The organism is Novipirellula caenicola, from assembly GCF_039545035.1.
Classification (GTDB): Bacteria; Planctomycetota; Planctomycetia; order Pirellulales; family Pirellulaceae; genus Novipirellula; species Novipirellula caenicola.
The window spans coordinates 129,708-155,764 of record NZ_BAABRO010000016.1; the positions used below are offsets into that span (position 1 = coordinate 129,708).

A 26,057-nucleotide genomic window follows, 5' to 3' on the forward strand; every position below is an offset into this window, starting at 1 on the left:
GTGCCGGTTTTTTCTTAGCTGTCCCCCTCAGGATGGTCGATCAAACAGAGGCATGGTGGACGCTTCGTAGCGCGGATTTCGCAACCGCCACTCGCCATGGTCGCAATGGTTTTCGAAGCTCGTATTAACTCTGATTACTGAAATAGGTTGGATATGTCACGCCAAATTCTTTCGAACGCCCTGGCCCGCGAAACCACCGCAAGTCGGCGAAAGTTCTTAGGAATGGCCTCGGTTTTGATCGCAGGCACTGCGGTATCAGCCAGTTCGGTCTCGGTCGCTATGGCCCATGCAGAGGAACCGGCGGCGGCCCAGACCGCCAACGAAGTGAGCGAGCCCGTGACACTTGCGGTCGATGCTACTTCGCAATTGTTCCGCGTTCGCATGGAGCTGGATGTCGAAGGGAATGTCAACATTCCCGCCAACTCGTTGGTGTCGCGAAAAAAAGCGATGGTGGTACCGCTGAAAAGCGAAGCGGTGTTTGACTACGAAGAACGCTACCGATTGCCCAGCGACGCAGAGATCGGTTCGTTTGTTACGGCGACCGAGCGTTTCTATCACGAAGCCGCAAGCATCAATGAGCTGAACGGTCTGAAACGCCACTCGAAATTGCGATCGGCGGTGGCGCATATGATGTTGCGTCGAGACACGTTGCCCGAGGTTTTGTACTCGACGACCGAATCGCTGACCAATGATGAACTCGGTTTGTTGCGAGTTCCGGTTTCGAGCGTCGCGGTCGACGGGATGTTGCCTAGCGATGCAGTGGTGGTTGGCGACCAATACGTCATTGATTCCGAACCGATGCGTTATCTATTGAATCTGTCATCGGTCGAACAGAGCGAAGTCAAAGCCGAAGTGGTCTCGGTTACCGCAAGCGATGCTCGCATTCAAATTCGCGGCAACGTGGACGGCAGTGTGGAAGGCGTCCCGACCAAAATCCGCGTGGTAGGCAAGATGACGTTCGATCGTAAAGCGGGCGTGACCACTTGGTTTGCGATGGCGGTTCACGAGACCCGCGAAATCGGGATTGCGGTTCCTGGATTTGACGTGGCTGCGACGATCAAGATGGTTCGGCAGCCACTTGCAAAACCGATCAAAATGTCTGCAGAGCCGCTGCCAACGGATGTCACCGCAGCGGTCGATCCCACCCATTTGTTGGTGGAATTGCAGAGCGACCAAGTGGGAATTTCCACTCGAATGGATCGACGTTGGCGGATGATGACCGATTCCCGCGGGGTGGCGATGATGCGAATGATCGAGAACGATCGCAGCATCGCGCAGTGCGATTTCCGGCGTCTTTCCAAGCTTGCCGAAGGCAAACAGTGGACGATCGCGGCGCTGCAGGAAGACGTTAAAAAGACGTTGGGCGAGCAGTTGGTCCAATTGGAATTGGCCAATGAAACGGTCAGCGACGAGGGGCTTTCGGTGTTGACCGTGATTGCTCGCGGCGCGGTTCAAGAGGTTCCAATCCGCTGGATTATCCAGCATTTTTCCGATGATTCGGGCCGTCGTGTCCTTGCCACGTTTACGATGGAAGGTGATTCCGTCGACGCTTTTGGCGGCTCGCATGTACAATTGAGCGAGACGTTGCGGTTCCGTGATCCCAACGTCGCCGCTGAAGGTCATGTTGAGATCGCCACCAGCGCGAAGATCCAAACCCGTCGCGATGGCGACCAACCGGTTTCCTCGGCAAGCGACGTGCGGTAATCGTCGTCCCCATTGCCAGATTCAAAATCTTATAGCCGTAATGATTCCTCACCACACCGATGGTATGAATATGTTTTCTCGTCGAGCCATTTTATCCTCAGGGCTTTGTCTCGCCTTTTTCAGCAATACGTTCGCGCAAGAGGCGGCCAAGGAAGCAGCGGATGCTGTGAAAGATCCCTCGTCGACTGAGCAGACCAAGTTCGCTCCGGGCGTGGTGACGGTGATCCCGCCTGCTCCGGATCCCGTGGAAACGTTCGACGGACCGCTGACGCTACAGACCTTGCTCGACGGGCATCCAGAAATTCTGTGGGGCGGCGATTCGCATCCCGAAGGGACACCTCATTTTGATCCACGCAGCCGAATGTTGGCCGAGATGGCTCAGCAGGTGTTCTTGCGGCGAGAGATCTATTGTTTTGAATTTGCCTTCAAACCGCTTCGCCAAATTTTGATCGACGTACCGCGTGCCGATGGGCGATTGCAGCGGAAATTGGTGTGGTACATGGTTTTCCGCGTTCGCTATCTCGGTGGCGATCTGCGTCCCGCCGCGGACGAAATTGGCGGCAAGGACGTGTATGAGCGGATTGAATCGGTCAGCTATGAATCACGCCGCGTGTTTCCGATGTTGGTGCTGAACAATCGGATCACCGGAAAGCGTTACCTCGATCGAATTTTGCCGACCGCGAAAGAGAAGATTGCGATTCGCGAACAAATCACCGCTCCGCTGTACAACACCGTCGAGATTTCACGCGTCAACGTTCCGCGAACCAGCGACCCTGCGGCGCCAGGCGTCTGGGGTGTCGCGACGTGGGAGGATGTCGATCCGAAGTTGGACTTCTTTTCCGTCGACGTTTTCGGTTTGACCAACGCGTTTCAGCAGGATGGCGAGGGGGCCGATGCGCCGTATCGCAAGAAGGCCCTGCAGCTGAACTTTTATCGCCCCGGCGACGCCATCGCTCAAAACCTCGACACGATTCGGTTTGGCGTGCCAGCTTACGAGAAAGCGAAGGAACAGAAGTACGTGTTAGAGCACTACGGGCTGGACGAGCGACTCGACTATCGCTGGATTTTCAGATAGGATGCGTTTTAGCTGCATGATCGAGTAAAAGCGAGTTTTCACCCGCTGCGAAAGTCCGTCAACTTTCTCGGCAGAAACCCGAAGCACGCTTGGCATCCGAACGCGGCGCGTTGCCACCATCCAACCGCGGCTGGCCCTCATTTCACTGGGGTCAGCCGTTTTCTGTTCTGTAAGAATCCCCAACATGTTCGTTGATCGCGTTCGAATCGAGCTTCACGCCGGCAAAGGTGGTGATGGCTGTATGAGTTTCCGCCGTGAGAAATTCGTTCCACGCGGTGGCCCTGACGGTGGCGACGGGGGGGATGGAGCTAGTTTGATTCTAGAAGCCCGTGACGGTGTGAACTCGCTCGCCGCGTTCGCCAACCGGCGGATGTATCGAGCGACCAAGGGGCAACCTGGACAAGGCTCGATGCGAAATGGCCGTCGAGGCCAAGATCAAACGCTGTTTGTGCCTCCGGGAACCACGGTGATCGATGCCGAAAACGGATTTGTCATCAAGGACTTGGCCGAGCCAGGCGATCGCTTCGTTGTTGCCCGCGGCGGCAAAGGCGGCCGCGGCAATGCGTCCTTCAAATCCAGCACCAACCGCGCTCCTTATGAAAAAACGATGGGCGAGTTGGGCGAGTCTCGTGATGTGATTCTCGAACTCAAATCGATCGCGGACGTCGGCTTGGTCGGGATGCCGAATGCCGGCAAAAGCACGCTGCTGAGCCGCATCACCAGTGCTCGTCCCGAGATTGCCGATTATCCATTCACCACCAAACACCCGAACCTTGGCATCGTCGAGATCGGAATTGAAAGATCGTTTGTGTTGGCGGACATTCCGGGATTGATCGAAGGGGCCAGCGAAGGCATCGGACTCGGCCACGAATTTCTGCGTCACGTTGAACGAGCGGGATTGTTAGTCCATCTTGTCGAACCCTCACCCACCGATGGCACCGAACCGCTACACAACTATCAAGCGATCCGCGCCGAATTGGCGCAGTACGATGCGTCGCTAGGGGAACGCGAAGAAATCGTCGTGGTTAGCAAATCGGAAATGGAAGGCGCCGAAGAACTGCGCCAATCGCTTGCCGAAGTGACGGGCAAGCATGTCCACATGATCAGTGCCCTCAACGGCGAGGGGCTCGAGGAACTGAAAAACGAGATCATGGATCGGGTGCAAAAACGCCGTGAAGCCGCATTGGCCGCCAAGGCAAAAAAGAACGCGCCCGTTAGCGATTCGTCCGCGGATCAGCCCGACAAGCCCCACCGGCGCTTGCCACCTCATTTGGCTGGTCCGACGGCTTTGATGTCCGATGACAATCAAGCGACCGACTTTGACCTCGAAGCATCGCAGGAAAAAGCCAAGTCAAAGTCGGAGGATGCGACGTGAAGCGGCCGGCCGGCGTGATCGCGGTCGATGTGGGCAACACGGCAGTGAAGTTGTCGCTCCGTAGCAATAGCATGCCTTCGTCAGCAGTGACTGCGGACGAAGCAAACTCGGATTGGATTCATCAGTCCTTTGCCTTGGATCGGTCGCGATGGTGCGACTCGGTTGTCGATTGGGTACGCGAACAAACACGTGATGACAGCGACGCATGGCAGTGGCGAATCGCCAGCGTCAATCAGCGTGCGTCGGATCCGCTGTGGAAACAAGTCGAGCAGTCATTTCCGCAATCGACGCGGCGTCTGATTTCGTATCGCGATGTGCCGATGGCGATTGACGTCGATTCGCCCGCCCAATTGGGAATCGATCGATTGCTCAGCGCCTTTGCCGCACACAATCGCTACGCGGCTCCGTTGATCGTGATCGACGCAGGCAGCGCCGTGACCGTCGATTGGGTGAACACCGAGGGGGCGTTTGCCGGCGGAGCAATCTTGCCGGGATTGACCCTGCAGACCAACGCATTGACCATGGGCACCGCGGCACTGCCGATGATCGATTGGCAGAATCCAGACGTCGTCTCGATTCCAGGACGCAACACCGTGGCCGCGATCCGGCTCGGGGTGTTGACGAGTGTAACGGCGTCGATCGACCGATTGATCGCCTTCTATTGCGAGCAGTCCGCTGTCGACGGGCATACCGCCGCAGAGAAGCCACCCGTCGTAATCCTCTGTGGTGGCGACGCCGCAGTGATCTCGCCACATATTCAAAGCAAGCACGTCACCCATGCGCACTTGGTTTGCCAAGGCTTGTTGGATCTTGACTGAAGCAATGTCGCGAGACGTCGCCCCGGCGTCGGCAAAACGAGTGGGAAAGCCGTCAAGCCGGTCATAGCATCCCCGGCTCGCTGGAAAGCCTTTTCTACATTGTCAGAAGTGCAGTTCTAGCGTCGGCGGCGATGGTCACCACTTGATGAGTCATCGCTATCCCACATCATGCGGTTTCGGTTTCGGCCGCGACGTTGTCCGGCGCGGCGTGCATGCGCCTGCATCGCACCGCCTGCGGCATGCGCCATTGCGTTAATCAACACCTGCGTCATCGGATGTGTTGCCGCTTGGGTGATCTTTTCGGCTGCGGTGGGCCCCCAGCGTTGAGCCGACCGGATGCGTTCCCACAAACCATTCACATCACTGACGTCACGGGCCCGGTACAGGTCGTCTAGCACGTCGAGCGTGCCGACGAATTGCGACCGAGACGAATCGAATTGCAACGCGCGAAACCGCTGAATGACTTGCCCCAACGCATCCATCATCGCTTGCATGTGGACCAAGCTGTCTCGCCGCGACTCCACCGTTTTTTCTAACTCGTCGATCTCCAGTTCGACTCCCACCAATCGGGCCACGATTTGGTCGTCGGTCAACTCGGGAGTTTCCTTGGCTCGTTCACGCAGTTCACGGCTGTCGGTCTTTTCCAGCATGCCTCGGAAAATAGAAATGGCTTCGCGATAGTACGGCCCTCGACTGTCATCAAGCTCGGTTAATTCACGTTCGATTCCATGAGTGCTTTCGGTCACTTCGTTAAGAACCTGCAATTGAGCTTCCCGCTTCGCTTCGAGATGTTGGCGTGCTGAAATTTTGGCTTCTAACCCCAGCTTCCTGGCGACATCGTCCCGATGCCGCTCGAGTTCATTCATCACGGTGTCAAACGCTTGGCGGTCCGACGCAATGATCTCACGCATTTTCTCGGGTGTCTGTTTTAGAAACTCGTAGCTCTTTCTCGCCTGTTGGTAATTGATGAACTTGGCCAACCAACGGTCCGCCCGTCGTGCGAATCCGCGTTTGGTGTATTGCTCGGTGCCAAAACGCTCATCGTATAAATAGCGGAACAATGCACTGTCGTCATAAGCGGGCAATTTACGAGCGGCGTCCTGATCGATCTCTTGCAAATTCGCTTCCGCGCGTTCAAGTGCCGCTTCGGCCACGGCGGCGCGATCCGAAAGCCGCACAAATTCGTCCGATTCTCGCAGCCGTTGTTCGACTTGGTCAGCAATTTCTTGTTCGGCCTCCCTCGCGGCATCCAATTCGATGTTGATTGCCATCAACTCGGCCTCGAGCTGCTCGCGTTTGCGATTGGCGTCGGCGAGCGACTCACGCACGCGGCGGCGATGATCTTCTTTCCGCATCAAAACGTCGGCGACACTCGAACGAACCTCGCTCCACGTTTCACGGATCGCTTCGACGCTCAGTTCCGGCAAATAATGCTCGGCCAATTCGACCAATGCATCGCCACGATGATCTTCGAGGTTTTCGCGTTCCCCTTTGGAAGACGAGATCCGTTGCCGTTCTTGTTCAAGCCGCGTTTGCGCGTTGGCATAAGCTTCAATCAATTGACGATGAACCACGGGACCGGAAATAGGCATTGCAGTGAAACCTTGTAGCGAAGCAGATCCAACCGACACGAACGCGAACTAATCGACCATTTCAAGCAAACAAATACCACAGTAAACCGCTCGCGGCGGCAAGCGTGCCCGCACCATAGAGAATGCGATCTCGCCACACCCAACAATGAGCAAGAAAGCTTTTTAGTCCCGGCTCTGGATCTTCGTAGGTGTGCAGCGTCGACAAGTACTGATCGATTGCCGCATCGATTTCGGCTTCGGTGACGTTGTCGCCTGACAACTGAGCGGCACGCGTTAATTTTTTGCGAAGGTTTGTCCGCACGTCGTCGTGGCGAAACATTTCTTCGGCGGTTTGACGCTGGTCCCGCATCTCGCGAGCGACGTCCATCACTCGCAATGTTTCTTCGAGCGTCAAGTTTTGGCCGGGCAATTCGATCGCTGACATCGAATGCGGACGTGCTCGGCGTGGAGCCTGTTGCTGTGCGTTGGCGTTGGGCATTACACGTGGGATCTGGCAAACGAGTAAACGGGTGGGCGCGAAAACAAACGAGGCATGTCGCTTGGTTATTCTATGCAATCGTGCCTTTTTTCCGAGTGTGTTAGCTGCGAGTGACCGGTAAAAACATTTAGTTTCCGCTGAAACGTACCCGTGGAATGCCTTCACATGATGCGACTGCGGGATTCCAACGGAATTCGCGCTAGGCTGAAAAAATAGCCGGCCAGGGCGCGGCATTCCAAGTCGCTCCGGCACCCCCGTGTATGATTGCCATCTGAGCTGGTTGCCCCTAATCTAATGAGTGCAATGACTGATCACTCCGGCAATTTTATTGCCAATCAATCGTGGAGAATTACGGCATGTCCGACCAAGCACAAGCGTCCGCACCCGAACCCCAAAAGAGTGAGACTCGCTCGGCCGCCGAAGTGGCGAGGGAACGTGATTCCAAATCGATGCGTGAGTACCTCGATCGCGCGCTTAACGTGTTGCAGAAATTTGGTGGCGCTAGTGCAAACGAAGCACCTCAAGAGTTGATTTCGCTGCTCGAAAATGTTCGTCACTTGGACGAAGGCAAAGTGATTGCAATCGCCGAGGTGATCAAACACATGAGCGCGTTCAACTCGCTGGTACGCGACAATGTCGAAAGCATTCAAATCGGCAACCGCTACATGGAGATCACGCAAATGTTCGACTCGGTCCGCGAGGACAGCAAGCGGCTGATCGGACAGCTTGATGATGGCAAAATCAGTGGCACCGAAAAAGTTTCCAACTGGTGGATGAAGCTTCGCCGTGGGACCCCGAGCGATCGCTTTGAAAAGATCGTCGAGATCTATGGAGACGTGGCCAAAGACACCAAAGAAGCTCTGAAGACCGAAGAGCTGATCATGGATGCCTATATCGATTTCCGTTTCGCACTGAAGGAAGCCGAAATCCTGGCTCGCGAATTGTTGGATATGCAGGTTCCGATTCTCGAGGCGGCAAAGGCCGATTTGGCGAAAACGCAAGAGGCACTAGACAACTACGCCGGTGACGACGAAGGGGGCAAAAGCAAAGCCGAGCTCGCTCGCGATGAATCACGTCACCGCTACGAGAAAGAGGACGAAACGTACCAACTGCTCAAAGACATCGCCGAAAATTTAGAGATCGGCTATGACGTCGGTGAAACGTTGATCACCAAGCTAAAGCAAACGCACGACGTGAAAGAACGCGTTTATCGCCGCTCGGTCACGTTCTTTACCACCAACGAACACGTCTTCACCATCCTTGGCACGGTCTACACCAGCCAACATGGGTTGCACGAAGTCACACAGGCGACCGAGGCGATGAAGGCCGGAGTGAACAAGGGGCTCGAGGACGTTGCCACGCTCGGCCGCGAACTTGAACGGGCCGCACTGAAGGCTGGTTACGGCAGCACGATCGATCCGGAATCGGTTCAGAAATTGGTGGATGCGATCAGCGGATTCCAAGTCGAATCGTTGGAGATGATTGCCGAGTTACGACGCGAAAGCGAAGAGAGCACCAAGGCGATTCGCAAGAGCGTCGAAGAGGGCAAAAAGAAGTACCAAGAAACGCTCGCACGCCACGCCCGCGGCGAATTGGGCAAGAGCTAAACAAGCTCGCTGCTACTTTCCCGTAGCTACCTTCGCCAGAAGTGTGGTGATTCATATCTGCGCGGTAACCATCCACGCTCTGGCGAGCGTAGCTACAAAACACAAAAACTGCATTTGTCACCTCAAAATGCATTACAGCGTTCGGCTCTCGCCTCGTCATTTCTCACTCGGCAGGTAGGAGCCAGTGGTAGTGATTGGCGAGACGTCTCAAACACCACAGCGGCTTAATCCTGCGTGCTGAACCGATGCACGGTCACTTCGCTGAAGGTTTGTCCGGGCCGCAGCAGCGTGCTGGGGAACGATTCATGGTTCGGTGCGTCAGGGTAATGCTGGGTCTCTAAGCAAAATGCATCGTGACCACCCGCACCCGCGGAATGTTCGTTGCCCGGTAGATGGTTGGCACTGTACAACTGCATTCCCGGCTGAGTGGTTTCGATTTCCAGTACGCGTCCCGATTTTGGATCAACCACTTTGGCTGCTTTTCGAAGCGTTCCTGCGTCGCCGCGAACGACGTAGCAATGGTCATAGCCTTTGGTTGCAGGAAGCTTTTCGACGCGGTCGCCAATCGCAGTGGGGGTGCGGAAATCGAGCACGCTGCCATCGAGGCTGTTGATTTTTCCGGTTGGGATCAAATCGTCGTCGACATCCAACACTTCGTCCGCTTCGATCGTGACGATGTGATCCAACGCCGTGCCGCTGCCGGTGCCGCCAAGGTTCCAATAGCTGTGGTTGGTTAAATTGATGTGGGTGGGGGCGTCCGTGGTCGCTGAAAATGCGATCCGCAATTCGTTTTGGTCGTTCCAGCTGTAATCGACGGTGGCGTTGACGGTGCCGGGAAAGCCTTCTTGCCCGTCGGGGCTGGTCAAATGAAAGCGAACGCCGACGGCCTTGTCGTCCTGGTAGCTCTCACCTTGCCAAAATTGGTAGGTAAAGTTCTTTTTGCCACCGTGAAGGGTGTGTTTTCCGTGGTTCAAGGTGACTTGGTAATCTTGGCCGTCGATCGTAAACTTTCCGTTTCCGATGCGGTTGCAGAAACGGCCCACGGTGCTGCCAAAATAGGGATGCCCCGACAAATAGGGCTCGAGCTCTGAAAATGCCCAGTTGACGTTTTCAACATTGCCCTGTGAATCCGGGACTTTGACGTCCAACAGCGTGGCTCCCCAATTCATCACCGAAACCGAATTGCCGTGCGAATTGGTCAACGTAAAACGTGTGACTTCGTCACCATCAGGCGTCGTTCCGAATCGGCTTGTTTCAATTTTCATGGTCGGCGGAGCTTTAGCTATCGTGAAGGAAGGGACAAGAATGGCCAACAAGAAGGCACAGAATTTGAATGCTGAATTTAACATGACGCCTCTTTTTTGAGTATGTGCCACCACCGAATCGGGCATGAACGGGGCAACGTCCAGAAATCATCGATAATATGACTACCACATTTCAAACACGACCGCTCACGATTGGCAACGTCTCGATCGGATTTCCGGTCGTTCAGGCGGCGCTATCGGGCTACAGCGATTTGCCGATGCGGGTGATCGCACGCCGGCACGGGGCCAGCTATACCGTTTGCGAGGTGATGCTGGATCAGTTTTTGGTCGCACTGAGTAAACGCCAGAAAACCAAGCACTTTCTCGAAATCGATCCGGATGAACCGCCGGTCGGAGGCCAATTGATGGGAGCCGAACCAGAGCAGTTCTCTGCCGGCGCGATGAAATTGGTCGAAGCGGGGTTCAATATCATCGATGTCAACTTCGGCTGTCCCGTCAAAAAGGTGCTGGGCCGTTGCCGAGGCGGTTTCCATTTGTCGCAGCCCGCGGTGGCGATCGAGATCCTCCGGCGAACTCGCGATATCGTTCCCGATCACATTCCGGTCACGGTGAAAATGCGACGCGGCATGGACGACACCGCAGAATCACGTGATGCGTTTTTCGAGATTCTCGATGGCGCCATGGATGCCGGGCTTGCCGCGGCGACGGTTCATGGACGCACGGTCAAGCAGCGCTACATCGGCCCGAGTCGCTGGGAATTCCTCAGCGACGTGAAACAGTACGTCGGTGACCGGTTGAAGATCCTTGGCAGCGGCGATCTGTTTTCCGCAGCCGATTGTTTACGAATGCTCGAACAAACGGGGATCGATGGGGTTACGGTCGCACGAGGCGCGATCGGCAATCCGTGGATCTTTTCGCAGGCCCGGGCACTCGCCAGCGGTGATCCGTTGCCGCCACCACCGACGCTTCACGAACAAGCACGTGTGATTCAAGAACATGTTGAACTTTGCGAGCGAACGTACACGCCCGAGCGAGCATTGATACTGATGCGAAAGCACTGCATCAAGTATTCGCAAAGCCATCCCAATCACGAAGCGGTGCGTCAAGATTTGGCGAGAGTGCGAGAACGGACTGAGTTCGACGCCGCACTCAAACGTCATTACGGCACCGATGGTCCTGGACGCTATGTTCCCGATGATTACCATCGCAAGGAAGCCGAATAAGCACGCCGCCTATATTCCATCGCCCCCGTAGCGGAAGTCGCGGGCGGCTTGTTGTTTTAGTCGTACGATGGGCTTCCTAGTCCGTCGAATCCACCATTGACGGACTAGGAAGTTCATCCTACACCCCTTGCCGCAGGAACCTTCACTAAATCAACAAGCCGTCAAGACTTTCGTGCGTTCCGCATCCCAAACGAAACTTTTGGCGAGTTTCGCAGCGCTGAGTTTCGCAATGCCGGTTACTGCTACTCGGCTTGTTCTTCCTCGCCGCCTTCTTCTTCGTTCTTGTATTGGTCCAATCGGCGATACAGCGTTCTCGCCCCAATCTTCAAGATTTTGGCTGCTTCCTCGCGATTTCCGCCGGTCAATTTCAGCGTCTCTTCGATCGCCCAGCGCTCGACCGTGCTGAGCGGTTGACCGATCAAACTGGATTCGCCGCCGCCCACCAATGCAACCGGTTCGCTGCTCTCGGGGGCCTCGTCGGCCAATTCCGGTGGCAGGTCGTCGATGTCGAGTGAGCCGTCGGTGTCGAGCACCACCATGGTTTCGACAAAGTTACGAAGCTGGCGAATGTTGCCTGGCCAATCGTAGGCAAAGAACCGTTTGGTGACCGCGGGGGTGAAGTGGGCGGTTGGTTTTTCGTGTCGACGCAGAAACATCTTGCGAAAATGATCCATCAACGGGATCACGTCGTCGCGGCGTTCACGCAGTGCGGGCAACTCCACCGTGACGACTTTCAAACGAAAATACAGATCGTTTCGGAACACGCCCGTTTCGATCATGTCTTCGAGCGGCCGATTGGTCGCCGAGATCAAGCGGACATTGACCTTGATCGATTTGTTGTCGCCCACGCGAGTGATTTGGCTTTCTTCGAGCACCCGCAGCAATTTGATTTGCGTGCTCATCGGCATGTCGCCGACTTCGTCCAAAAATAAGGTCCCGCCATTGGCGTACTGAAACGCTCCGACGCGATCGGCAACCGCGTCGGTGAACGAGCCTTTGACATGGCCAAACAGTTCGCTTTCGACCAGGTTCTCGGACACCGCGCGGGTGTTCAGTGCGACGATGCGTTTGTTGCGGCGTGGGCTGTTTTGATGGATCGCCTGAGCAATCATCTCTTTGCCCGTTCCGCTTTCGCCCGTGATCAGTACGGTTGCGTCGGTGGCAGCGATCCGTCGCAAGCGATCGATCACGCCTTTCATCTTGTCGCTGGTGTAGACGATCCCTTCGAAACCATAGCGTTCGTCCAACCGCTGCATCAACTCGGTGTTTTGTCGACGCAACGCGACCGCATCGGCCGCTTTTTCCACGATCGCGCGTAGTCTTGCGGGCGTGATCGGTTTTTCGAGGAAGTTGAACGCCCCTTTCTGCATCGCTTCGACCGCGATCGGAACGGTGGCGTGACCGGTCACCATCACGACTTCGCAATCAGGCAACTGTTTGCGCGCGAGCTTCAGTATCTCCATCCCGTCGACATCGTTCATCACCATGTCGGTGATGATGATGTCGTAGGTCTCTCGCTGGACAAGCTTTGCTGCTTCGGGGCCACTGGTGGCGACTTCGCACTTGTAACCGACTTTTTCCAGGCTTTCCGTCATCGCCCGAGCATGCGCGGCTTCGTTGTCGACCACCAGTAATCGAAGTTCGCCCGGATCGTACAATCGGGCCGACTCACTAGAGGCGTTTGGATTGGCTGACTCGTCACTCATGGATCACTCATTGTGGAACCGATCTCGCGTCGATGGGTAAATTCCATCGAGCGAGACCGCTACGCGTGGCAAAAAAGGGGCCTCGATTAGGTTACAGCGAACGGGCGTAACGGGTTTGCAGCGATTCGACTTCCATCGAACCTTCACGCATCGCCGTCATCGCTCGAATCGCGGCATCGGCAGCGTCCACCGTGGTAATGCATGGCACACCGGATTGGACCGCCGCAGCGCGAATCTTGCCTTCGTCCGTCCGGGCTCCTTTGCCGCTCGGAGTGTTAATGATCAACTGCACGTCGCCATTTTTCAAGTGATCGATCAAGTTGGGATGCCCTTCGGCGATCTTCTTGACGCGAGTCACCTTGACGCCGACTTCTTCTAGCTTGGCCGCGGTGCCACTGGTCGCTAGCAACTCGAATCCAAGCTCTGACAAGCTTTTTCCGAGCGTCACGACCGAGTCCTTGTGGCGTGGGGCGAGGCTTAAGAAAATCTTGCCCGACTCGGGAAGCACCGATCCGGCGGCAATTTGGCTCTTCGCAAACGCCAGCGAAAACTTCTCGCTGATCCCCATCACTTCGCCTGTGCTTCGCATTTCCGGGCCGAGCACGATGTCGACGCCGCTGAACTTGCGGAACGGGAACACGCTTTCTTTGATCGAAACGTGACGTGGAATGGGTTCTTCGGTGACTCCCTGTTCTTTCAGCGATACACCGGCCATCACCTTGGTTGCAATGTTGGCCACCGGAACGCCGGTCGCCTTGGCGACAAACGGTACCGTACGGCTAGCACGCGGATTGACTTCGAGGATGTACAGCGTCGGAGTGCCGTCTTCCATCTTGATTGCGTATTGAATGTTCATCAAACCGACGACTTTCAATCGCATCGCCAATCGCTTGGTGGTCTCGCGGATTTCCGCCAAGATCGGCTGAGTCAAGCTGAACGGAGGAATCGCACAAGCCGAGTCACCCGAGTGAACGCCGGCCTCTTCGATGTGTTCCATGATTCCCATGATCACACAATCGGTGCCATCGGCGACCGCGTCGACGTCCACTTCGGTGGCGTCTTCGAGGAAGCGGTCAATCAATACAGGTTGCCCATCGGCGACAATAAATGCTTCGGCAACGTAACGTTCGAACTGCGATTGGTCGTAGCAGATTTCCATCGCGCGTCCGCCCAGTACGAAGCTAGGACGTACCAACGCGGGGAAGCCGATCTTTTTGGCTTCGCGGCGAGCTTCGTCCATATTGCGAGCGATGCCGCTCGGAGGCTGACGCAGCCCCAATTCTTCGATCAGATTTTGGAACAGCTCTCGGTCTTCGGCTGCTTCGATTGTCTCGACACTGGTTCCGATAATCGGCACACCGGCTTCTTTCAATCCACGAGCGAGATTCAACGGCGTTTGGCCGCCGAACTGGGCGATCACCCCATCGGGCTTGATCTCGTCACAGATGTTTAGCACGTCTTCGATCGTCAACGGTTCAAAGAACAGCACGTCCGATGTGTCGTAGTCGGTGCTGACGGTTTCAGGGTTGCTGTTCACCATCACGCTTTCGATACCGATTTCACGCAACGCGAAACTGGCGTGACAGCAACAGTAATCGAACTCGATTCCCTGGCCGATTCGGTTCGGACCACCACCTAGGATGATCACTCGCCGTTTGCCTTCGACCGGCGGCGGAAGCTCGTCCTCGTGCTCGTACGCGCTGTAGTAATAGGGCGTGTACGCTTCGAATTCAGCGGCACAGGTATCCACGCTCTTGAACACCGGTTTCACCCCGTGGCTCAACCGTTTGGCTCGCACTTTCAATTCCGTCGTGGAAGTCATTTTGGCGATTTGACGATCCGAGAAACCGAATCGCTTCGCTTGCCAAAAATCATCCCGCGTCATCGTGTCGATCGATCCGATGGCACGGATTCGATCTTCCTCTTCGACAATTTGGAACATGTGGTCCAAGAACCACGGGTCGATGTGAGTCAACGAATAGATTTCTTCCAACGACATGCCCGCCTTGATGGCGTACCGCATGTAGAAAATGCGTTCGGCACCAGGCGTGCTCAACTTGGCGACAATCTCGTCTTTGTCGGACTGGTTCTCGGTACCCCAGGTGTCTTTGTTGTCGCAGCCCAAACCAAAGGCGCCGACTTCCAAGCCACGCATCGCTTTTTGCAGCGATTCTTTGAACGTACGGCCGATGGCCATCGTCTCGCCGACGCTCTTCATTTGCGTCGTCAACGTCGCATCGGCTTCGGGGAATTTTTCAAAGGCAAAGCGTGGCATCTTGGTGACGACGTAGTCGATCGTCGGTTCAAAGCACGCTTTGGTTTTCTTGGTGATGTCGTTGGGAAGTTCCCACAACAGATAGCCGACCGCCAATTTGGCGGCAATCTTTGCGATCGGATAGCCCGTAGCCTTACTAGCCAATGCACTCGATCGGCTGACACGCGGATTCATCTCGATCACGATCATGCGGCCCGTTTTCGGCTCGATCGCAAATTGGATGTTGCTACCGCCCGTTTCGACGCCGATTTCGCGAATGACTGCCAACGAAGCATCACGCATGCGTTGGTATTCTTTGTCGGTCAAGGTTTGCGCCGGAGCGACGGTGATCGAGTCGCCGGTGTGAACCCCCATGGCATCAAAGTTTTCGATGCTACAGATGATGATGCAATTGTCGTCGCGGTCACGGACGACTTCCATCTCGTATTCTTTCCAACCGATGATCGATTCTTCGATCAACACTTCGGTGACCGGAGATTGATCGAGTCCATTTTGGACCAGCGAATCAAATTCGTCACGGTTGTACGCAATCGCCGATCCCGAACCGCCCATCGTAAAGCTAGGTCGTACCACGGCTGGCAAACCGACGTCCGCCAATGCTTCGCGAGCTTGTTGTAGCGTATTGACGGTGTGGCCTTTGCAGACGTCCAAACCGATCTTTTCCATCGCCTCTTTGAATTGGTCTCGCTCTTCGGCCTTGGCGATCACCTTGGCGTTGGCGCCGATCATCTCGACACCGTATTTCTCGAGCACGCCGTTGGCTTCGAGATCCATCGCGACGTTCAGCCCGGTTTGTCCGCCGAGCGTGGGCAGCAAGACGTCGGGACGTTCTTTGGCGATGATTTTTTCAACCATCTGCCAGGTCAACGGTTCGATATAGGTCGCGTCTGCCGTCGCGGGATCGGTCATGATCGTCGCCGGGTTGCTGTTGACCAAGACGACCTCGTAGCCTTCTTCGCGCAAAGCCTTACATGCTTGTGTACCGGAATAATCAAATTCACAAGCCTGCCCAATTACGATCGGACCACTACCAATAAGCAGGATTTTCTTGATATCGTCTCGACGAGGCACGGAGTTTTCCCGAATTGTTGGGGGATGGAAGTTGGTTCGAAATCCGACACGCGGGGGCAGCGAACGATCCGGTGGCGGCGAATCCTGAGGAAAAGACGGCTGCTCCGGACGCTGCTAAACCAAACGCATGCAAATTGCCGCAAAGAATAGCAAAGAATCTTCCGTTGCCGTAGTGGTCGCTCCGCTCAGAAACGTGTTGTGTGCCTCTTAATGTCGCTGAACTAGCCTTTAGGGAAGTCAGAATCGATGGCTTGTCGCAGCCGTTTTTGGCTACGGACGGCTCCAAAATGCTCGAAAATCATGCACCCGGTTTAGATGCGGGGCATTCAAACGATCCGCCTTCTGAATTTGCTCGGATTGCTGCCGAGTGGGGGGGTAGGTGGTCATCTGCTTAAACGGCAAAGGCTCTGCACTTTGCCCACTCAGCGTGTTCAGGTCGGCGTCTTTGTCCCAACCAACGCAGTGCAGGATAAAGTCCCGTTTCCAGCCCGGGGGTGGTGAATCGACAGGAGCCGTGAACTGCAATGCGATCTCATCGCCGCTGCCCATCACCACCATCGCGTCGTCCCAAGCCGCCAACAATTCAGCGCAGTCGCCGTAGCGGGTAAAGCGTCCACGCAGCGGTGGCCAGCGAGGCGACTCGCTGCTTTGTTGGTAGTCGTACCATTCCGGCGTCTGTGGCGATTTTTTGATTCGCCTCGAAAAACCGCGATAATCGAGTTTGGCATCGACCAGCGAAAGCGAGTGCGTCTGGTACGTCGCCGGTTCGGAGGCGATGGCCAACTGAGCCGCATCCCAGTAAATCTGTGCCGACGTGCGAATCCGCATTCGTGGATCGTCGCGATTGATCGCGTCGGTCACGTCCACGACAATGGTCTTGGTCTTGCCGCCGGGGAAACCGATAAACGGAATCGCTTTCCGCCATCCATCCTTTTCCCCCGCGTCGGGAACCCACAACGAAGGAAACTCGATCGGTTGCAGTTCCGGGTTCTGGTCGATCTGAATATTCAGCGACGTGTCGGTCGGTAGGATCCAGCCGGTCAAGACCAAGTAGATCGATTCGTTCGACGCTGATTCGCCTGCTGCCGAATCCGTTGTTACCGATGGCTGCGATAAAAATTCGGAACCAAAATCGACGTCGATCCAATGAGGCTCGCACAACCCCTGACGTAATCGTCGATCAAATCCCTGCACAAAATTCCGGTCGATCTGCGAAAGCTTTTCACTGACGTCGCGACCGTGGGTGTCCACCGCGTGCTGTAGCGTTGACAAATCTTGCTGGTCGAATGCATAGATCGTCGGGGTGGCAAGTTCAGCTGGCCCGACTTTCTCATTGGTCCAAATGTCGATCGCCTCGGGATGGTCGACCGCCATCAACGACACATGGTCAAAGTAGGCGACTTCCCAAAGTTCTTCGGTGATTCGCAGTTCGTACTTCCCGTCTCGTTCTCGGACGTGATCGCCATCAACTTTCAAATACTCCCATGGCCGATCCTTTGCCACGACGCCGTCGGCGACTTGCAATCCCAGTGGCGCGGCCCACAAACAATCGGTCACAAAGACATATTGTTGGCCATCCCAAGCATACAAATAGGGGCATGACCCCTTTAGCGTTTGCTCTTCTTCGACCAATGCGTCGATTTTGGGATCCCGAATCGTTTGCGTTAATCCGTTGGGGAAAATGACTCGAAGCGATGCGGATCCATCGAACGAACCGAGACCAAAATGGGTGACAGGCGACCGGATCACTTCCGCTCGGTAATGCGGTCCAAATCGCAATTCGACCACCGAACCGATCGCATAATGATTCACCCGCCCGCTGTTGGCGTTGTTGTCATCAATGCCACGAAAACGGACATCCAGATAATGTCCGTCGGATTCGGTTTGATTGAGCGAAACGAGGACGTTGCCGTCGCGGATTCCAACGACATCCAACAATCCGTCAGAGTTGAAGTCGGCAGCCCGAAGCGAAGATCCGCCCAGCGACGAGTCCATCGATTGCACAGACGAATCGGTGGCGGTTCCCAGACGAAAAGCCGACGCCGCTGATTCGTTTGACTGCAAAACATCCAATAAAATGTCATTGTTAAAGTCGCCGACCAGCATCGCATCGCCCGTTTGCTTGGTCGTCGTCACATGGTCAACACTCCAAATGCCTGCGGCGGCGGTTTGCGAGTACGCGACGGTGGTCGTGTCGGCGGCTCCAACGATAACATCCCACGAAACGTTGCCGTCCAAATCATCGACGGTGATGGAGTGGGCGGCGGTGACCTTTGGAATTTCCGCTATTTCACGATAGCGAAATTGCAGATGGAGCAAATTTTCGACCAAGCCAACTTGGCCGACGTCATCAAGTGTCACCACGTCTAGATCAAGGTCGCGGTCTAAATCGACCATCTCCATCGCAATGATGTTGTTGGTTTTCGACAACGAGGTGGCGGTGTCGGTTGCGGCTGCTTCGAAAAACGTTCGATTGCCTCGGTTGACGAAGACGCGGATGCCGTTGTGCTTGGTCGCCATCAGTAAATCCAAATCGCCGTCGCCTTCCAAGTCGCCTGCGATCGCCGCTGTGATCGCGGTGACTTCTTCGAGTCCTGTTGTTTTGTCGACAATCTTCAAGCGATCGTCATCGGCGGTGTCCTTGCGGCCATCGACGGCAATCAATTTGACGCCGTCGTTGCCAAACGCGATCAAGGTCACCAACGTGTTGTGCCGGGCTCCGGAGACGACTTGGTTATCCGTTTCGCTGTCGCCGCTGCCCCGGTTCACTTGAATTCGGCTCGGATCGCTGCTGTCGACCATGAACAAATCGGCCGCCAGCAATCCGGTCACCGGCATCCCCAGCTCGAGCGACGCAAATGGTTTCCAATTCCCCGCATCGTTGGCGATCAGCGTCAGCGTTCCCGTGGACGAAGCTGCCGCAACATCGGGAACGAGATCCAAATCGAAATCGACCGGCATTACGGCGGTGATTTCGGCGGCATCAAAAATCACGTTGCTGCTGAACTGCAGCGGTGCTGCGTCGCCAGTGGCAGGCGATTGTGCGGCGACTTCAGCGGCAACGCGTCGCAGCGAATCGAAACTTAATCGATCCAGTGGGTGCGGAGCGGCACGGCGTCGATCGGTTTTCACCAGTTCGGTACTGTTGAGTACGTTAAACCACAGCAGCATTTGGTTTTCGGCAGTGGTCCAGTTGGCGGATTGGATCGAATCAAGGATCGCGGTCACCAGCTCGTCAGGCGTCAAGCCGATCGGTTCGGTCTGGCGACGCAGTGAAGGTTCGATAGAACGTGACAGCCGCAGGGTCCGCGTGACTGCGTCGGCTGCATCGGTCGATTCGATCGCAAGGTTCAACTTGGCGGCCCGCAGCGCTATGAACAGGTTGTCTTCGTTTTGGTTTGACAGGATCGCCAGTGCCTTGGCTGCGTTGATGCCGACATCCTTGGGCAAACCATCGATTGGGTCTTCCAATTCATCCAAAACCTGCGTGAGTGGTCCGCCCAAAATGATCGACTCGGGGCGTTTTCCTAAGTCACCTTTGATTGCGGCGACAATCCGGTCAAAGATTTCCTTCCGTAGCGTTCGCGTCATCGTCGCTGGCAACAGCGATGCTTCGTGTAGATCGACGCGGCTTTTCAACCACAATGCGATTACCGGATTGTCTCCGGCAGCAGCAAAATCATCGATGGCATTCCGTGCCGCGTCGATCGCTTGCGGCAATTCGCGACGAGCGGCTTGCTTTTCCGATGCATCCAATAGCGAGTTGTTGGCCTGTTCGGTCAATACATCCACTCGCAACACACGATTCAACGCCCGGTTCAAAGCGATGGACGGATCGTTGGGCGATTCCTCGTACAATGCAGTCCAATCTGCGTCCGCCGCAGTCGACTCAAAGTTTTCGGTGGCTGCCAACGCGTTTCGCGTCCTTTGCAGTCGTTCGCTGGCTTGGCTTGATAGCGGCAGATTCGTAGCATCGTCTTGCGAACGCCGCACGACCAAGATCACAGCAATGATCAATGCCAAGGCGACGAGCAGACCCAATCCGATTTTCAATTTCTTCATCGCCGCTTCGCTCTACATCCGTGGTTTGACTTGCTTGCTCTCGAGATCGAACTCATAAACTTGCAACTGTTTTGGGTCGGCAACAAAGAGCGATTTTTCACCCAGCGATAAACCAACCGGGCCGACAAGGGGATCCCCCACGTGCCATGACTCGGTCTTGCCGTCGGCGGTAAACTTCCACACGGTTTTGCCATAGCCATCGGTCACAAAGCCGTGGTCATCTGCCCACACAAGTCCGTTGGGGTATTGGAACGGTCGCCCCGAAACGATCGCTTCGCTTTTCTTTTCGTCGACGTCAATTCGGTAAATCGCTTCGTCATCCGGCGTGACGGCCCAAAGTTTTCCATCGGCGTCAAACGCTAGCCCGCGTGCGTTGACGCGAACGACCAACTCGGGGGCGCCGCCTGTGACCGGGAATCGCAACACCGCTCGCTTTTCGGCATCCCCGACGTAGACCGTTTTTTGATCCGGCGAAACCGCCAACGCCATTGCGATTCCAACGCGTGCGTTACATAGCGGTTTGGGGTCCGCGTCTTGTTCGGCGATGTGATAGACCTCGCGGGTCGCTGAATCGCCTACCAAAATGCCGGTCTCCGGATGCATGGCGATGCAGCGAGGACGGTTCATCGGATGACGCAGCAAATTCGATCCTCGCACAAACAGACTGCGTCCGCCTTCGCCAATCTTCCAAACTCCAGGCAAATCAAGATCGACCACATACAAATCACCTTCGTCGGCGACCACGTTTAGTGGGTATTGGGGTTCGGCGGTCGCAGTCGATTTTGTTGCACTTTCCTTCGCCTCGTCGGCGTCCTGCGCCGTCACCGGGATGGCCAAGCAACAGGTCATGGCAAGTAACGCGTGACCAATAATCGGTCGAGAAAGCAAGACGCAGCTCATCGGATCAGACTCTAGTGGGAAGCGAGCAGTTAAAAAAACGTTATCGATCTACCAATCGAAAGAGTCTCAGTATAGCGAGTCCGCTTCGCAGGGCAGTACTACTTCGCCGCCGTTCGGTGGTACATATTGGGAATCGGCGGCGTAAACAGCCCGACGCGATTCAGCGGCGCGATTGATTGACGTATTTCTGCGATGAATGCATCGATCTCGTGATCGGTTTTCAAGGCATCCTGTTGAATCAACGAGCTTAGTTTGGATGTCAAGCTGGACACGCACTGCGTCACACGGGGCTGGTCCGCCGCCAGGAATCCCATCGAGGGATCCTTGCCGCTGAACGCATCAAAGTCGTGTTCAAACGTGGTGGCAAGGGCAAAGTAAATCATGCTCCACGCGGTAAACAACCGGAAATCACGCAGCCCGACGTAACATCCCCAGACCAATTTGTCGATCAACCGCAACTCGCTTCGCAGGGCATCGCTGTACATCTGCAACAAACTGTGGCGTGATGCTCCCGATTCAGCCAGCAAAATTTGTGAAAGCCGCTGGACGCCACTGATCGAATGAGCGATTCCGGTGCTGTGCAGCGGGTCAATAAATCCGGCCGTAAACGGTAACGCCGCCCAATCGCTTCCCGCCGCGACCGATGCCAATCGTTGCAACCGATCCGTCTGGAGTACGCGTCCGGGGAACGAGGCCAGTCGGGCATCGCCCAGCAATTCACGAAGTACCGGTCGCTCAGCAATCACTGCGTTTAAATCGTGTTGCCTAGCACGCGGTTGCGAGTGCGTGTTCTGCGACTCGTCAAACACGAACCCGACACTGGTTCGCCCGTTTTCAAAACCCAGGTTCCACATCCATCCATCGGCAAACAAATGGTGCACCGCAGAATCCTCGGCGACAAACGGATAGTCGCTTTGTTTTGCACCTCGCTGATCGAGCCATTCACTAAGCGATCGAACGTTGTCGAAGTGCGAAAATGTCGCCGACGAATGGGTTAGCAATGTTTCGGTTGCGTCTTTTACTTGCAGTTTTCGCAGCAGCAATCGGTTTCCGCCGGTGGCGTCGACAATGAACGACGTTTGGAGCGTTTCGCTGCGGTGGTCCGACGTCAGGCTTAACTGCCAATGGTGATCTGCCACATGGGCAATCGAGTCGACCACTGTGTTCACCCATGTCGACACGCCGCTGGTTCGAGCGACGTCAAGGAAGTAGCGATCCACGTCGGCACGGTACCACTGAGTATCCGCCACCGCACGGGACTCACTTGCCGAAACTAGCAACTCGTTACGATGGTCACCGCTCGCTTTGAAACCGTCCTCGTCGCCTTGCCAGAAATAACTGAAGCCTCGTTTACAGCCACACGCTAGTTCCGGCTTCGATTCACGCCACGAGCCAAAGCGGGTGAGCGGACGCAGTTCGTCCAGCTGGTAACGCTCGACCAAGTGCTCCAACATAAAATCGGCGGCCGGTGTCGAAGATTCACCAATGGCGAAGCGAGGGTGTTCGTCGCGATCGATGATCGAAACTCGCATGCCTTGTTTGGCAAGGATCATCGCTTGCAAGCTGCCAGCGAATCCGGCGCCGAGTACGACAACGTCATATTGGTTGAGGTTCGGTTTGGGCGGCACTGGGTTACTCCGAGCATGCATCACAGGAAACCGGAGGCGTCAGCCGCTGAGTCAAATTCATTTCGGCAAGCCGGGCGATTCTTGAGTCGCGACACACGTTGCATGGAAAAAGTGGTGCGGCATCCCACAGGTCGACAAACACGCGTCCCTTTTGTTTTGCAATCCCCTCTGCGGCAACATGCTCCAGCGAAGCCCCGCTCGGTGGTGAAAAATCACCTCGCTCGGCAAGCGTTTCCATCATTCCGTTACCCGACCGCGTGGGAATCATGACGCAGCAATCGGCGCCCCGGTCAAACGCATAGTCAAGCGAACGAAGTGACCAATCCATTGATTCGGATTCGTCCAAGAATGGCGGTTTCTGCAGTAGAAACACGCGTATGCGAATCCCCTCGTGATGTAGTCGATGTGCGGCCTCGTCAAAATCATCGAGTGTCATCGACTTGTTTAGGCTTGCCAGCACTTCAGGGTGGCAAGTTTCTAATCCAATCGCAACTTCCAATTGCGACGGTTTCAAAAGGTCGCGAAAACGCAGCACGTCATCGCTACAGAAACGTGGGTGATTTTCGACGATGACCGTGTCGAAATCGCGGACGAGTTCCGCGATCGCGGCATGATCCTGGCGAGGAATGGCTTTCCGGTCAAAAAAATTGCCACTGTTGTAGAGTTTGATTTCGCGGGCATTGGGCAGTGTTTGCAACGCCGTGCGAATTTGGTGAGGGATGTCGCCAACCTTGACGCTGGAGGTCAATGTGTTTTTCCAAAGGTCACACATTAAACAGCGAAAAGGGCATTCGCGATTGGTCAAAAAAATCGTTGCCACGTCAACGACTTGGCGATTCGCATTACATTCGGGCTCGACCAACGCCGCGTAGGCGCGACGAGCGTCCACCGGGTTGCGAGCGGTTCTCGCTGCAATGATTTGCTCTGACGAAAAATGCGGTAACGGCTTACGCATGAAGCTGGGTGAATTCCCGGCGATACTCCGCCTCGGATCCTGGAAACAAATCCGCGTATCGGTCGCTGGATGAGACGCCGTGCTGGAAACGTCGTTTGGGAAAGACTGGCATTTCCAATCCCGTCACCGCCTTGATGCCGCGGCTGACGATTTCGCCTTTAAGTGCATACAGTTTTTCGTGATCCCAATTCGTCAGCTCGATGAATGGAATCCCTTCGGCAACATCGATCACGCTGGGCAGTGCATAAGGGCTGAATCCTTGGAAACCAAGTTTTCTCGCCGGAGCCCACGAGCGAACATGGCCACGGCTTTGGCCGCCTGAGTAGGTTTGCGAATGTTTGACCGCATCGACTCCCCATCCTTCTTGGTAGAGCATCAAGTTGTTCAGCACACTGACGATTGTCAGTTCGGGATTCTCTTCAATTGGGTAGTCTTTCAAGTTTTCATCGCCGCCGTCGCCATCGACGAGGTACCGCCAATCGGGATAGCGTGCGCGAATACCTTGGCAAAGTGCTAATCCAACGGTGGCCGCTTGGACGTCGAGCGGTTTGTAGTCTTCAATCGTTGCAATTGCGCTGCGGTAATCGATGGCCGAGATCGGCACGTCAATCGTTTCCAAAAATAATTGCAAATCGAGTTGTTTTAAAAACTCAACCGCTTGCTTTGCGTCGTCTCCTTCGCCATCGACCGACAATGTGAACGCCTTTAGCCGGCTCGGCGATTCGCCGCGACGAAGAAGTCGATCGTACAGCACCAAGAATACTGACCCGCTATCGATACCGCCTGAGAACATCACCCCGATTGGTTCATTGGGGCCAATGCGATCGAGCCATTGGTCGCATGACTTGGCAAGTTGACCGATGTAAGCCTTGCCGATTTGGTCCAGGTCGGCTGGCAAACGATTTCGCTCAGGCGTCAAAAAACGATGATGAGCAGGGCTGGGATCGGGGCATCCAATCAATCGCAATTCGAGCACATGATGTGCGGGCACCATGCGAGTGTACGAAGGGTGGAATTGATCTGCTAACCCTTCGTTTTGCAGAAAGGTTTGGATCTCATCAATCCGCTCGGCGACAATCAAGCACGGTCCTTCGGTCCGTTTGGCGAGAAAGAAACGCATCGGGCGTGCCAATGTGCGGGCCATTCGAATCAATTGACCGTCTTTATGCAGCAGCGCGAATTGGCCTTCGATTTGACGCACTCGATCGGGATCGCCGCTCGCTACCGCTTCGATCGCCTCATCCGTCGTCATGTTTAGGATTTGGTTCGCCTTGGGATCGAGTAGATTCACAAGACGCTCGACATATTGATGGTTCATCCGATGGTCCGGCAAAAAGTGGGGAAACGGCTGCTCGACCCAAAGACAGGGTGCGCCGATCGAAGCACGCGGAGCGTAGAAGAAAGGAATCGCAAGCGGTTTCGATGATATCAGCAACCCCATCGTGTGCAATCCCGGCGTCATTTCACGGTTGTTAGCCGAATCAATCGAAGGCAATGCCCCATGGCTTGTGCCAGCGGATGCCGATTCGATTCAACCGCTTAGGCAGATTTCTTGGGGGCGGCCTCGGGCATTTCGGACGCGGTACGACCATAAACGCACCAACGCGAGTAACGTAACAACACGCCACTCGCGTTGGTGATTTAGTACTGCTGGTTTCACCCGATCGAGTTTGCTGCGGACGAAGACCGCTGTGAGATGCGTGGTGTGTCAGCGCCTGCAATATTGATCGAGCGACGTTGCCGTTGGTTCGACTAGTAAGGAACCTCGTTTAGCTCCGCCTTTTCCTTTTCGTCGGAGATCGCCTGCATCTCTTCGGCGGTCTTGTCGGGTTCGACCATGGTCGGTGGACCGCTTGTTCCGCAACCCGCGATGAACATGGACACGCTGCAGATCATCAGTAATAAGAATGATTTCAATGGGTTCATCGTGGTAATTCGTAGGACTTGAGTATGCTTAGGTTAAGGGACCACAAAAGGGACAGGGCCCTTCTATGTCTCTCGCCCGGGAGCTCGCTTGTCTGGGGACAGAGCCTGATCGTTGGGGGTTGACTTTTGATCAGGCCAGGCGAACGATTCATTATTGGCCCTTGGCTCGGTTCCTCCTGACTGACACGGAGGTGTGTGATGGTTCGCCTTACACGCTCGGAAGTCTTCGATCCCGACGAAATTGCCATCGCTCATACCTGTAGTCGGACCGTCCGGCGATGCTTCTTGATGGGCGATGATCCCTTTACCGGGAAAAATTTCGATCATCGCAAAACGTGGATCGAACAGCACTTGATGCACTTCGCCCAAAATTTCAGTGTCGATCTCCTTGGGTATA

17 protein-coding genes and 1 pseudogene are annotated in these 26,057 nt (G+C 55.4%); 7 read left to right on the top strand and 11 right to left on the bottom strand.

Annotated features, from left to right (window positions below; translation table 11 throughout):
* Window positions 1–153 precede the first annotated feature (153 nt).
* From ABEA92_RS24410 to ABEA92_RS24425, 4 genes are all read left to right on the top strand, one after another.
* Complete coding sequence (locus tag ABEA92_RS24410) at window positions 154–1,704, top strand: hypothetical protein (RefSeq protein WP_345687178.1); 1,551 nt, start codon at window positions 154–156, stop codon at window positions 1,702–1,704.
* 70 nt (window positions 1,705–1,774) lie between these two features.
* Window positions 1,775–2,779, top strand: coding sequence for a hypothetical protein (locus ABEA92_RS24415; RefSeq protein WP_345687180.1), 1,005 nt, complete (start codon window positions 1,775–1,777; stop codon window positions 2,777–2,779).
* A gap of 184 nt (window positions 2,780–2,963) precedes the next feature.
* Window positions 2,964–4,154, top strand: coding sequence for a GTPase ObgE (obgE, locus tag ABEA92_RS24420; protein WP_345687182.1), 1,191 nt, complete (start codon window positions 2,964–2,966; stop codon window positions 4,152–4,154).
* Complete coding sequence (locus tag ABEA92_RS24425) at window positions 4,151–4,972, top strand: type III pantothenate kinase (protein WP_345687184.1); 822 nt, start codon at window positions 4,151–4,153, stop codon at window positions 4,970–4,972. The genes obgE and ABEA92_RS24425 overlap by 4 nt, the downstream gene beginning before the upstream one ends.
* A gap of 116 nt (window positions 4,973–5,088) precedes the next feature.
* Here ABEA92_RS24425 and ABEA92_RS24430 read toward each other — a convergent pair whose 3' ends face one another.
* Window positions 5,089–6,564: a coiled-coil domain-containing protein gene (locus ABEA92_RS24430; protein ID WP_345687186.1), complete on the bottom strand. Its 1,476-nt coding sequence runs from the start codon at window positions 6,562–6,564 to the stop codon at window positions 5,089–5,091.
* A 61-nt stretch (window positions 6,565–6,625) separates the two neighbouring features.
* A complete protein-coding gene (locus tag ABEA92_RS24435; RefSeq protein WP_345687188.1) occupies window positions 6,626–7,042 on the bottom strand; it encodes a DUF6384 family protein in 417 nt (138 codons plus the stop codon).
* Between the two features lie 356 nt (window positions 7,043–7,398).
* On the opposite strand from ABEA92_RS24435, the gene ABEA92_RS24440 reads away from it, so the two are divergent.
* Window positions 7,399–8,649: a cell surface protein gene (locus ABEA92_RS24440; RefSeq protein WP_345687190.1), complete on the top strand. Its 1,251-nt coding sequence runs from the start codon at window positions 7,399–7,401 to the stop codon at window positions 8,647–8,649.
* Between the two features lie 224 nt (window positions 8,650–8,873).
* Here ABEA92_RS24440 and ABEA92_RS24445 read toward each other — a convergent pair whose 3' ends face one another.
* Window positions 8,874–9,914, bottom strand: a complete 1,041-nt coding sequence (locus ABEA92_RS24445; protein WP_345687192.1) for an aldose epimerase family protein — start codon at window positions 9,912–9,914, stop codon at window positions 8,874–8,876.
* Between the two features lie 158 nt (window positions 9,915–10,072).
* On the opposite strand from ABEA92_RS24445, the gene ABEA92_RS24450 reads away from it, so the two are divergent.
* A complete protein-coding gene (locus ABEA92_RS24450) occupies window positions 10,073–11,137 on the top strand; it encodes a tRNA dihydrouridine synthase (RefSeq protein WP_345687194.1) in 1,065 nt (354 codons plus the stop codon).
* A 242-nt stretch (window positions 11,138–11,379) separates the two neighbouring features.
* Here the strand turns inward: ABEA92_RS24450 and ABEA92_RS24455 are convergent, their stop codons facing one another.
* The 8 genes from ABEA92_RS24455 to ABEA92_RS24490 all read right to left on the bottom strand — a co-directional run bounded on the left by ABEA92_RS24455 (window position 11,380) and on the right by ABEA92_RS24490 (window position 25,660).
* Window positions 11,380–12,843: a sigma-54-dependent transcriptional regulator gene (locus ABEA92_RS24455; RefSeq protein WP_345687196.1), complete on the bottom strand. Its 1,464-nt coding sequence runs from the start codon at window positions 12,841–12,843 to the stop codon at window positions 11,380–11,382.
* 91 nt (window positions 12,844–12,934) lie between these two features.
* On the bottom strand, window positions 12,935–16,189 hold the full coding sequence (gene carB / locus ABEA92_RS24460; RefSeq protein ID WP_345687198.1) for a carbamoyl-phosphate synthase large subunit: 3,255 nt from the start codon (window positions 16,187–16,189) through the stop codon (window positions 12,935–12,937).
* Between the two features lie 270 nt (window positions 16,190–16,459).
* The gene (locus tag ABEA92_RS24465; protein ID WP_345687200.1) at window positions 16,460–20,251 is read right to left on the bottom strand and encodes a CRTAC1 family protein; all 3,792 of its coding nucleotides are present in this window, start codon (window positions 20,249–20,251) and stop codon (window positions 16,460–16,462) included.
* Between the two features lie 12 nt (window positions 20,252–20,263).
* Window positions 20,264–21,151 (bottom strand): SMP-30/gluconolactonase/LRE family protein, encoded by an 888-nt coding sequence (locus tag ABEA92_RS24470; RefSeq protein ID WP_345687202.1) that lies wholly within the window; start codon window positions 21,149–21,151, stop codon window positions 20,264–20,266.
* A gap of 98 nt (window positions 21,152–21,249) precedes the next feature.
* Window positions 21,250–22,779, bottom strand: a complete 1,530-nt coding sequence (locus ABEA92_RS24475; protein ID WP_345687204.1) for an NAD(P)/FAD-dependent oxidoreductase — start codon at window positions 22,777–22,779, stop codon at window positions 21,250–21,252.
* 4 nt (window positions 22,780–22,783) lie between these two features.
* The gene (locus ABEA92_RS24480) at window positions 22,784–23,734 is read right to left on the bottom strand and encodes an archaeosine biosynthesis radical SAM protein RaSEA (protein ID WP_345687206.1); all 951 of its coding nucleotides are present in this window, start codon (window positions 23,732–23,734) and stop codon (window positions 22,784–22,786) included.
* A complete protein-coding gene (locus ABEA92_RS24485; RefSeq protein ID WP_345687215.1) occupies window positions 23,727–25,052 on the bottom strand; it encodes an asparagine synthase-related protein in 1,326 nt (441 codons plus the stop codon). The genes ABEA92_RS24480 and ABEA92_RS24485 overlap by 8 nt, the downstream gene beginning before the upstream one ends.
* Before the next feature lie 434 nt (window positions 25,053–25,486).
* Window positions 25,487–25,660 carry a hypothetical protein gene (locus tag ABEA92_RS24490; RefSeq protein ID WP_345687208.1) on the bottom strand — a complete coding sequence of 58 codons (174 nt, stop codon included), beginning with the start codon at window positions 25,658–25,660 and terminating at the stop codon, window positions 25,487–25,489.
* Window positions 25,661–25,858: 198 nt separating this feature from the next.
* Here ABEA92_RS24490 and ABEA92_RS24495 point away from each other — a divergent pair.
* Window positions 25,859–26,057: pseudogene (locus tag ABEA92_RS24495) on the top strand (hypothetical protein); the annotation flags it as partial.

Bases quoted from the DNA above. Each gene is read 5' to 3' on its own strand.
- ABEA92_RS24430 (WP_345687186.1), bottom strand. From the start codon at position 6,564: ATGCCTATTTCCGGTCCCGTGGTTCATCGTCAATTGATTGAAGCTTAT.
- ABEA92_RS24450 (WP_345687194.1), top strand. From the start codon at position 10,073: ATGACTACCACATTTCAAACACGACCGCTCACGATTGGCAACGTCTCG.
- obgE (WP_345687182.1), top strand. From the start codon at position 2,964: ATGTTCGTTGATCGCGTTCGAATCGAGCTTCACGCCGGCAAAGGTGGT.
- ABEA92_RS24445 (WP_345687192.1), bottom strand. From the start codon at position 9,914: ATGAAAATTGAAACAAGCCGATTCGGAACGACGCCTGATGGTGACGAA.
- ABEA92_RS24480 (WP_345687206.1), bottom strand. From the start codon at position 23,734: ATGCGTAAGCCGTTACCGCATTTTTCGTCAGAGCAAATCATTGCAGCG.
- ABEA92_RS24470 (WP_345687202.1), bottom strand. From the start codon at position 21,151: ATGAGCTGCGTCTTGCTTTCTCGACCGATTATTGGTCACGCGTTACTT.
- ABEA92_RS24455 (WP_345687196.1), bottom strand. From the start codon at position 12,843: ATGAGTGACGAGTCAGCCAATCCAAACGCCTCTAGTGAGTCGGCCCGA.
- ABEA92_RS24490 (WP_345687208.1), bottom strand. From the start codon at position 25,660: ATGAACCCATTGAAATCATTCTTATTACTGATGATCTGCAGCGTGTCC.
- ABEA92_RS24465 (WP_345687200.1), bottom strand. From the start codon at position 20,251: ATGAAGAAATTGAAAATCGGATTGGGTCTGCTCGTCGCCTTGGCATTG.
- ABEA92_RS24485 (WP_345687215.1), bottom strand. From the start codon at position 25,052: ATGAACCATCAATATGTCGAGCGTCTTGTGAATCTACTCGATCCCAAG.
- ABEA92_RS24415 (WP_345687180.1), top strand. From the start codon at position 1,775: ATGTTTTCTCGTCGAGCCATTTTATCCTCAGGGCTTTGTCTCGCCTTT.
- ABEA92_RS24435 (WP_345687188.1), bottom strand. From the start codon at position 7,042: ATGCCCAACGCCAACGCACAGCAACAGGCTCCACGCCGAGCACGTCCG.
- ABEA92_RS24440 (WP_345687190.1), top strand. From the start codon at position 7,399: ATGTCCGACCAAGCACAAGCGTCCGCACCCGAACCCCAAAAGAGTGAG.
- ABEA92_RS24410 (WP_345687178.1), top strand. From the start codon at position 154: ATGTCACGCCAAATTCTTTCGAACGCCCTGGCCCGCGAAACCACCGCA.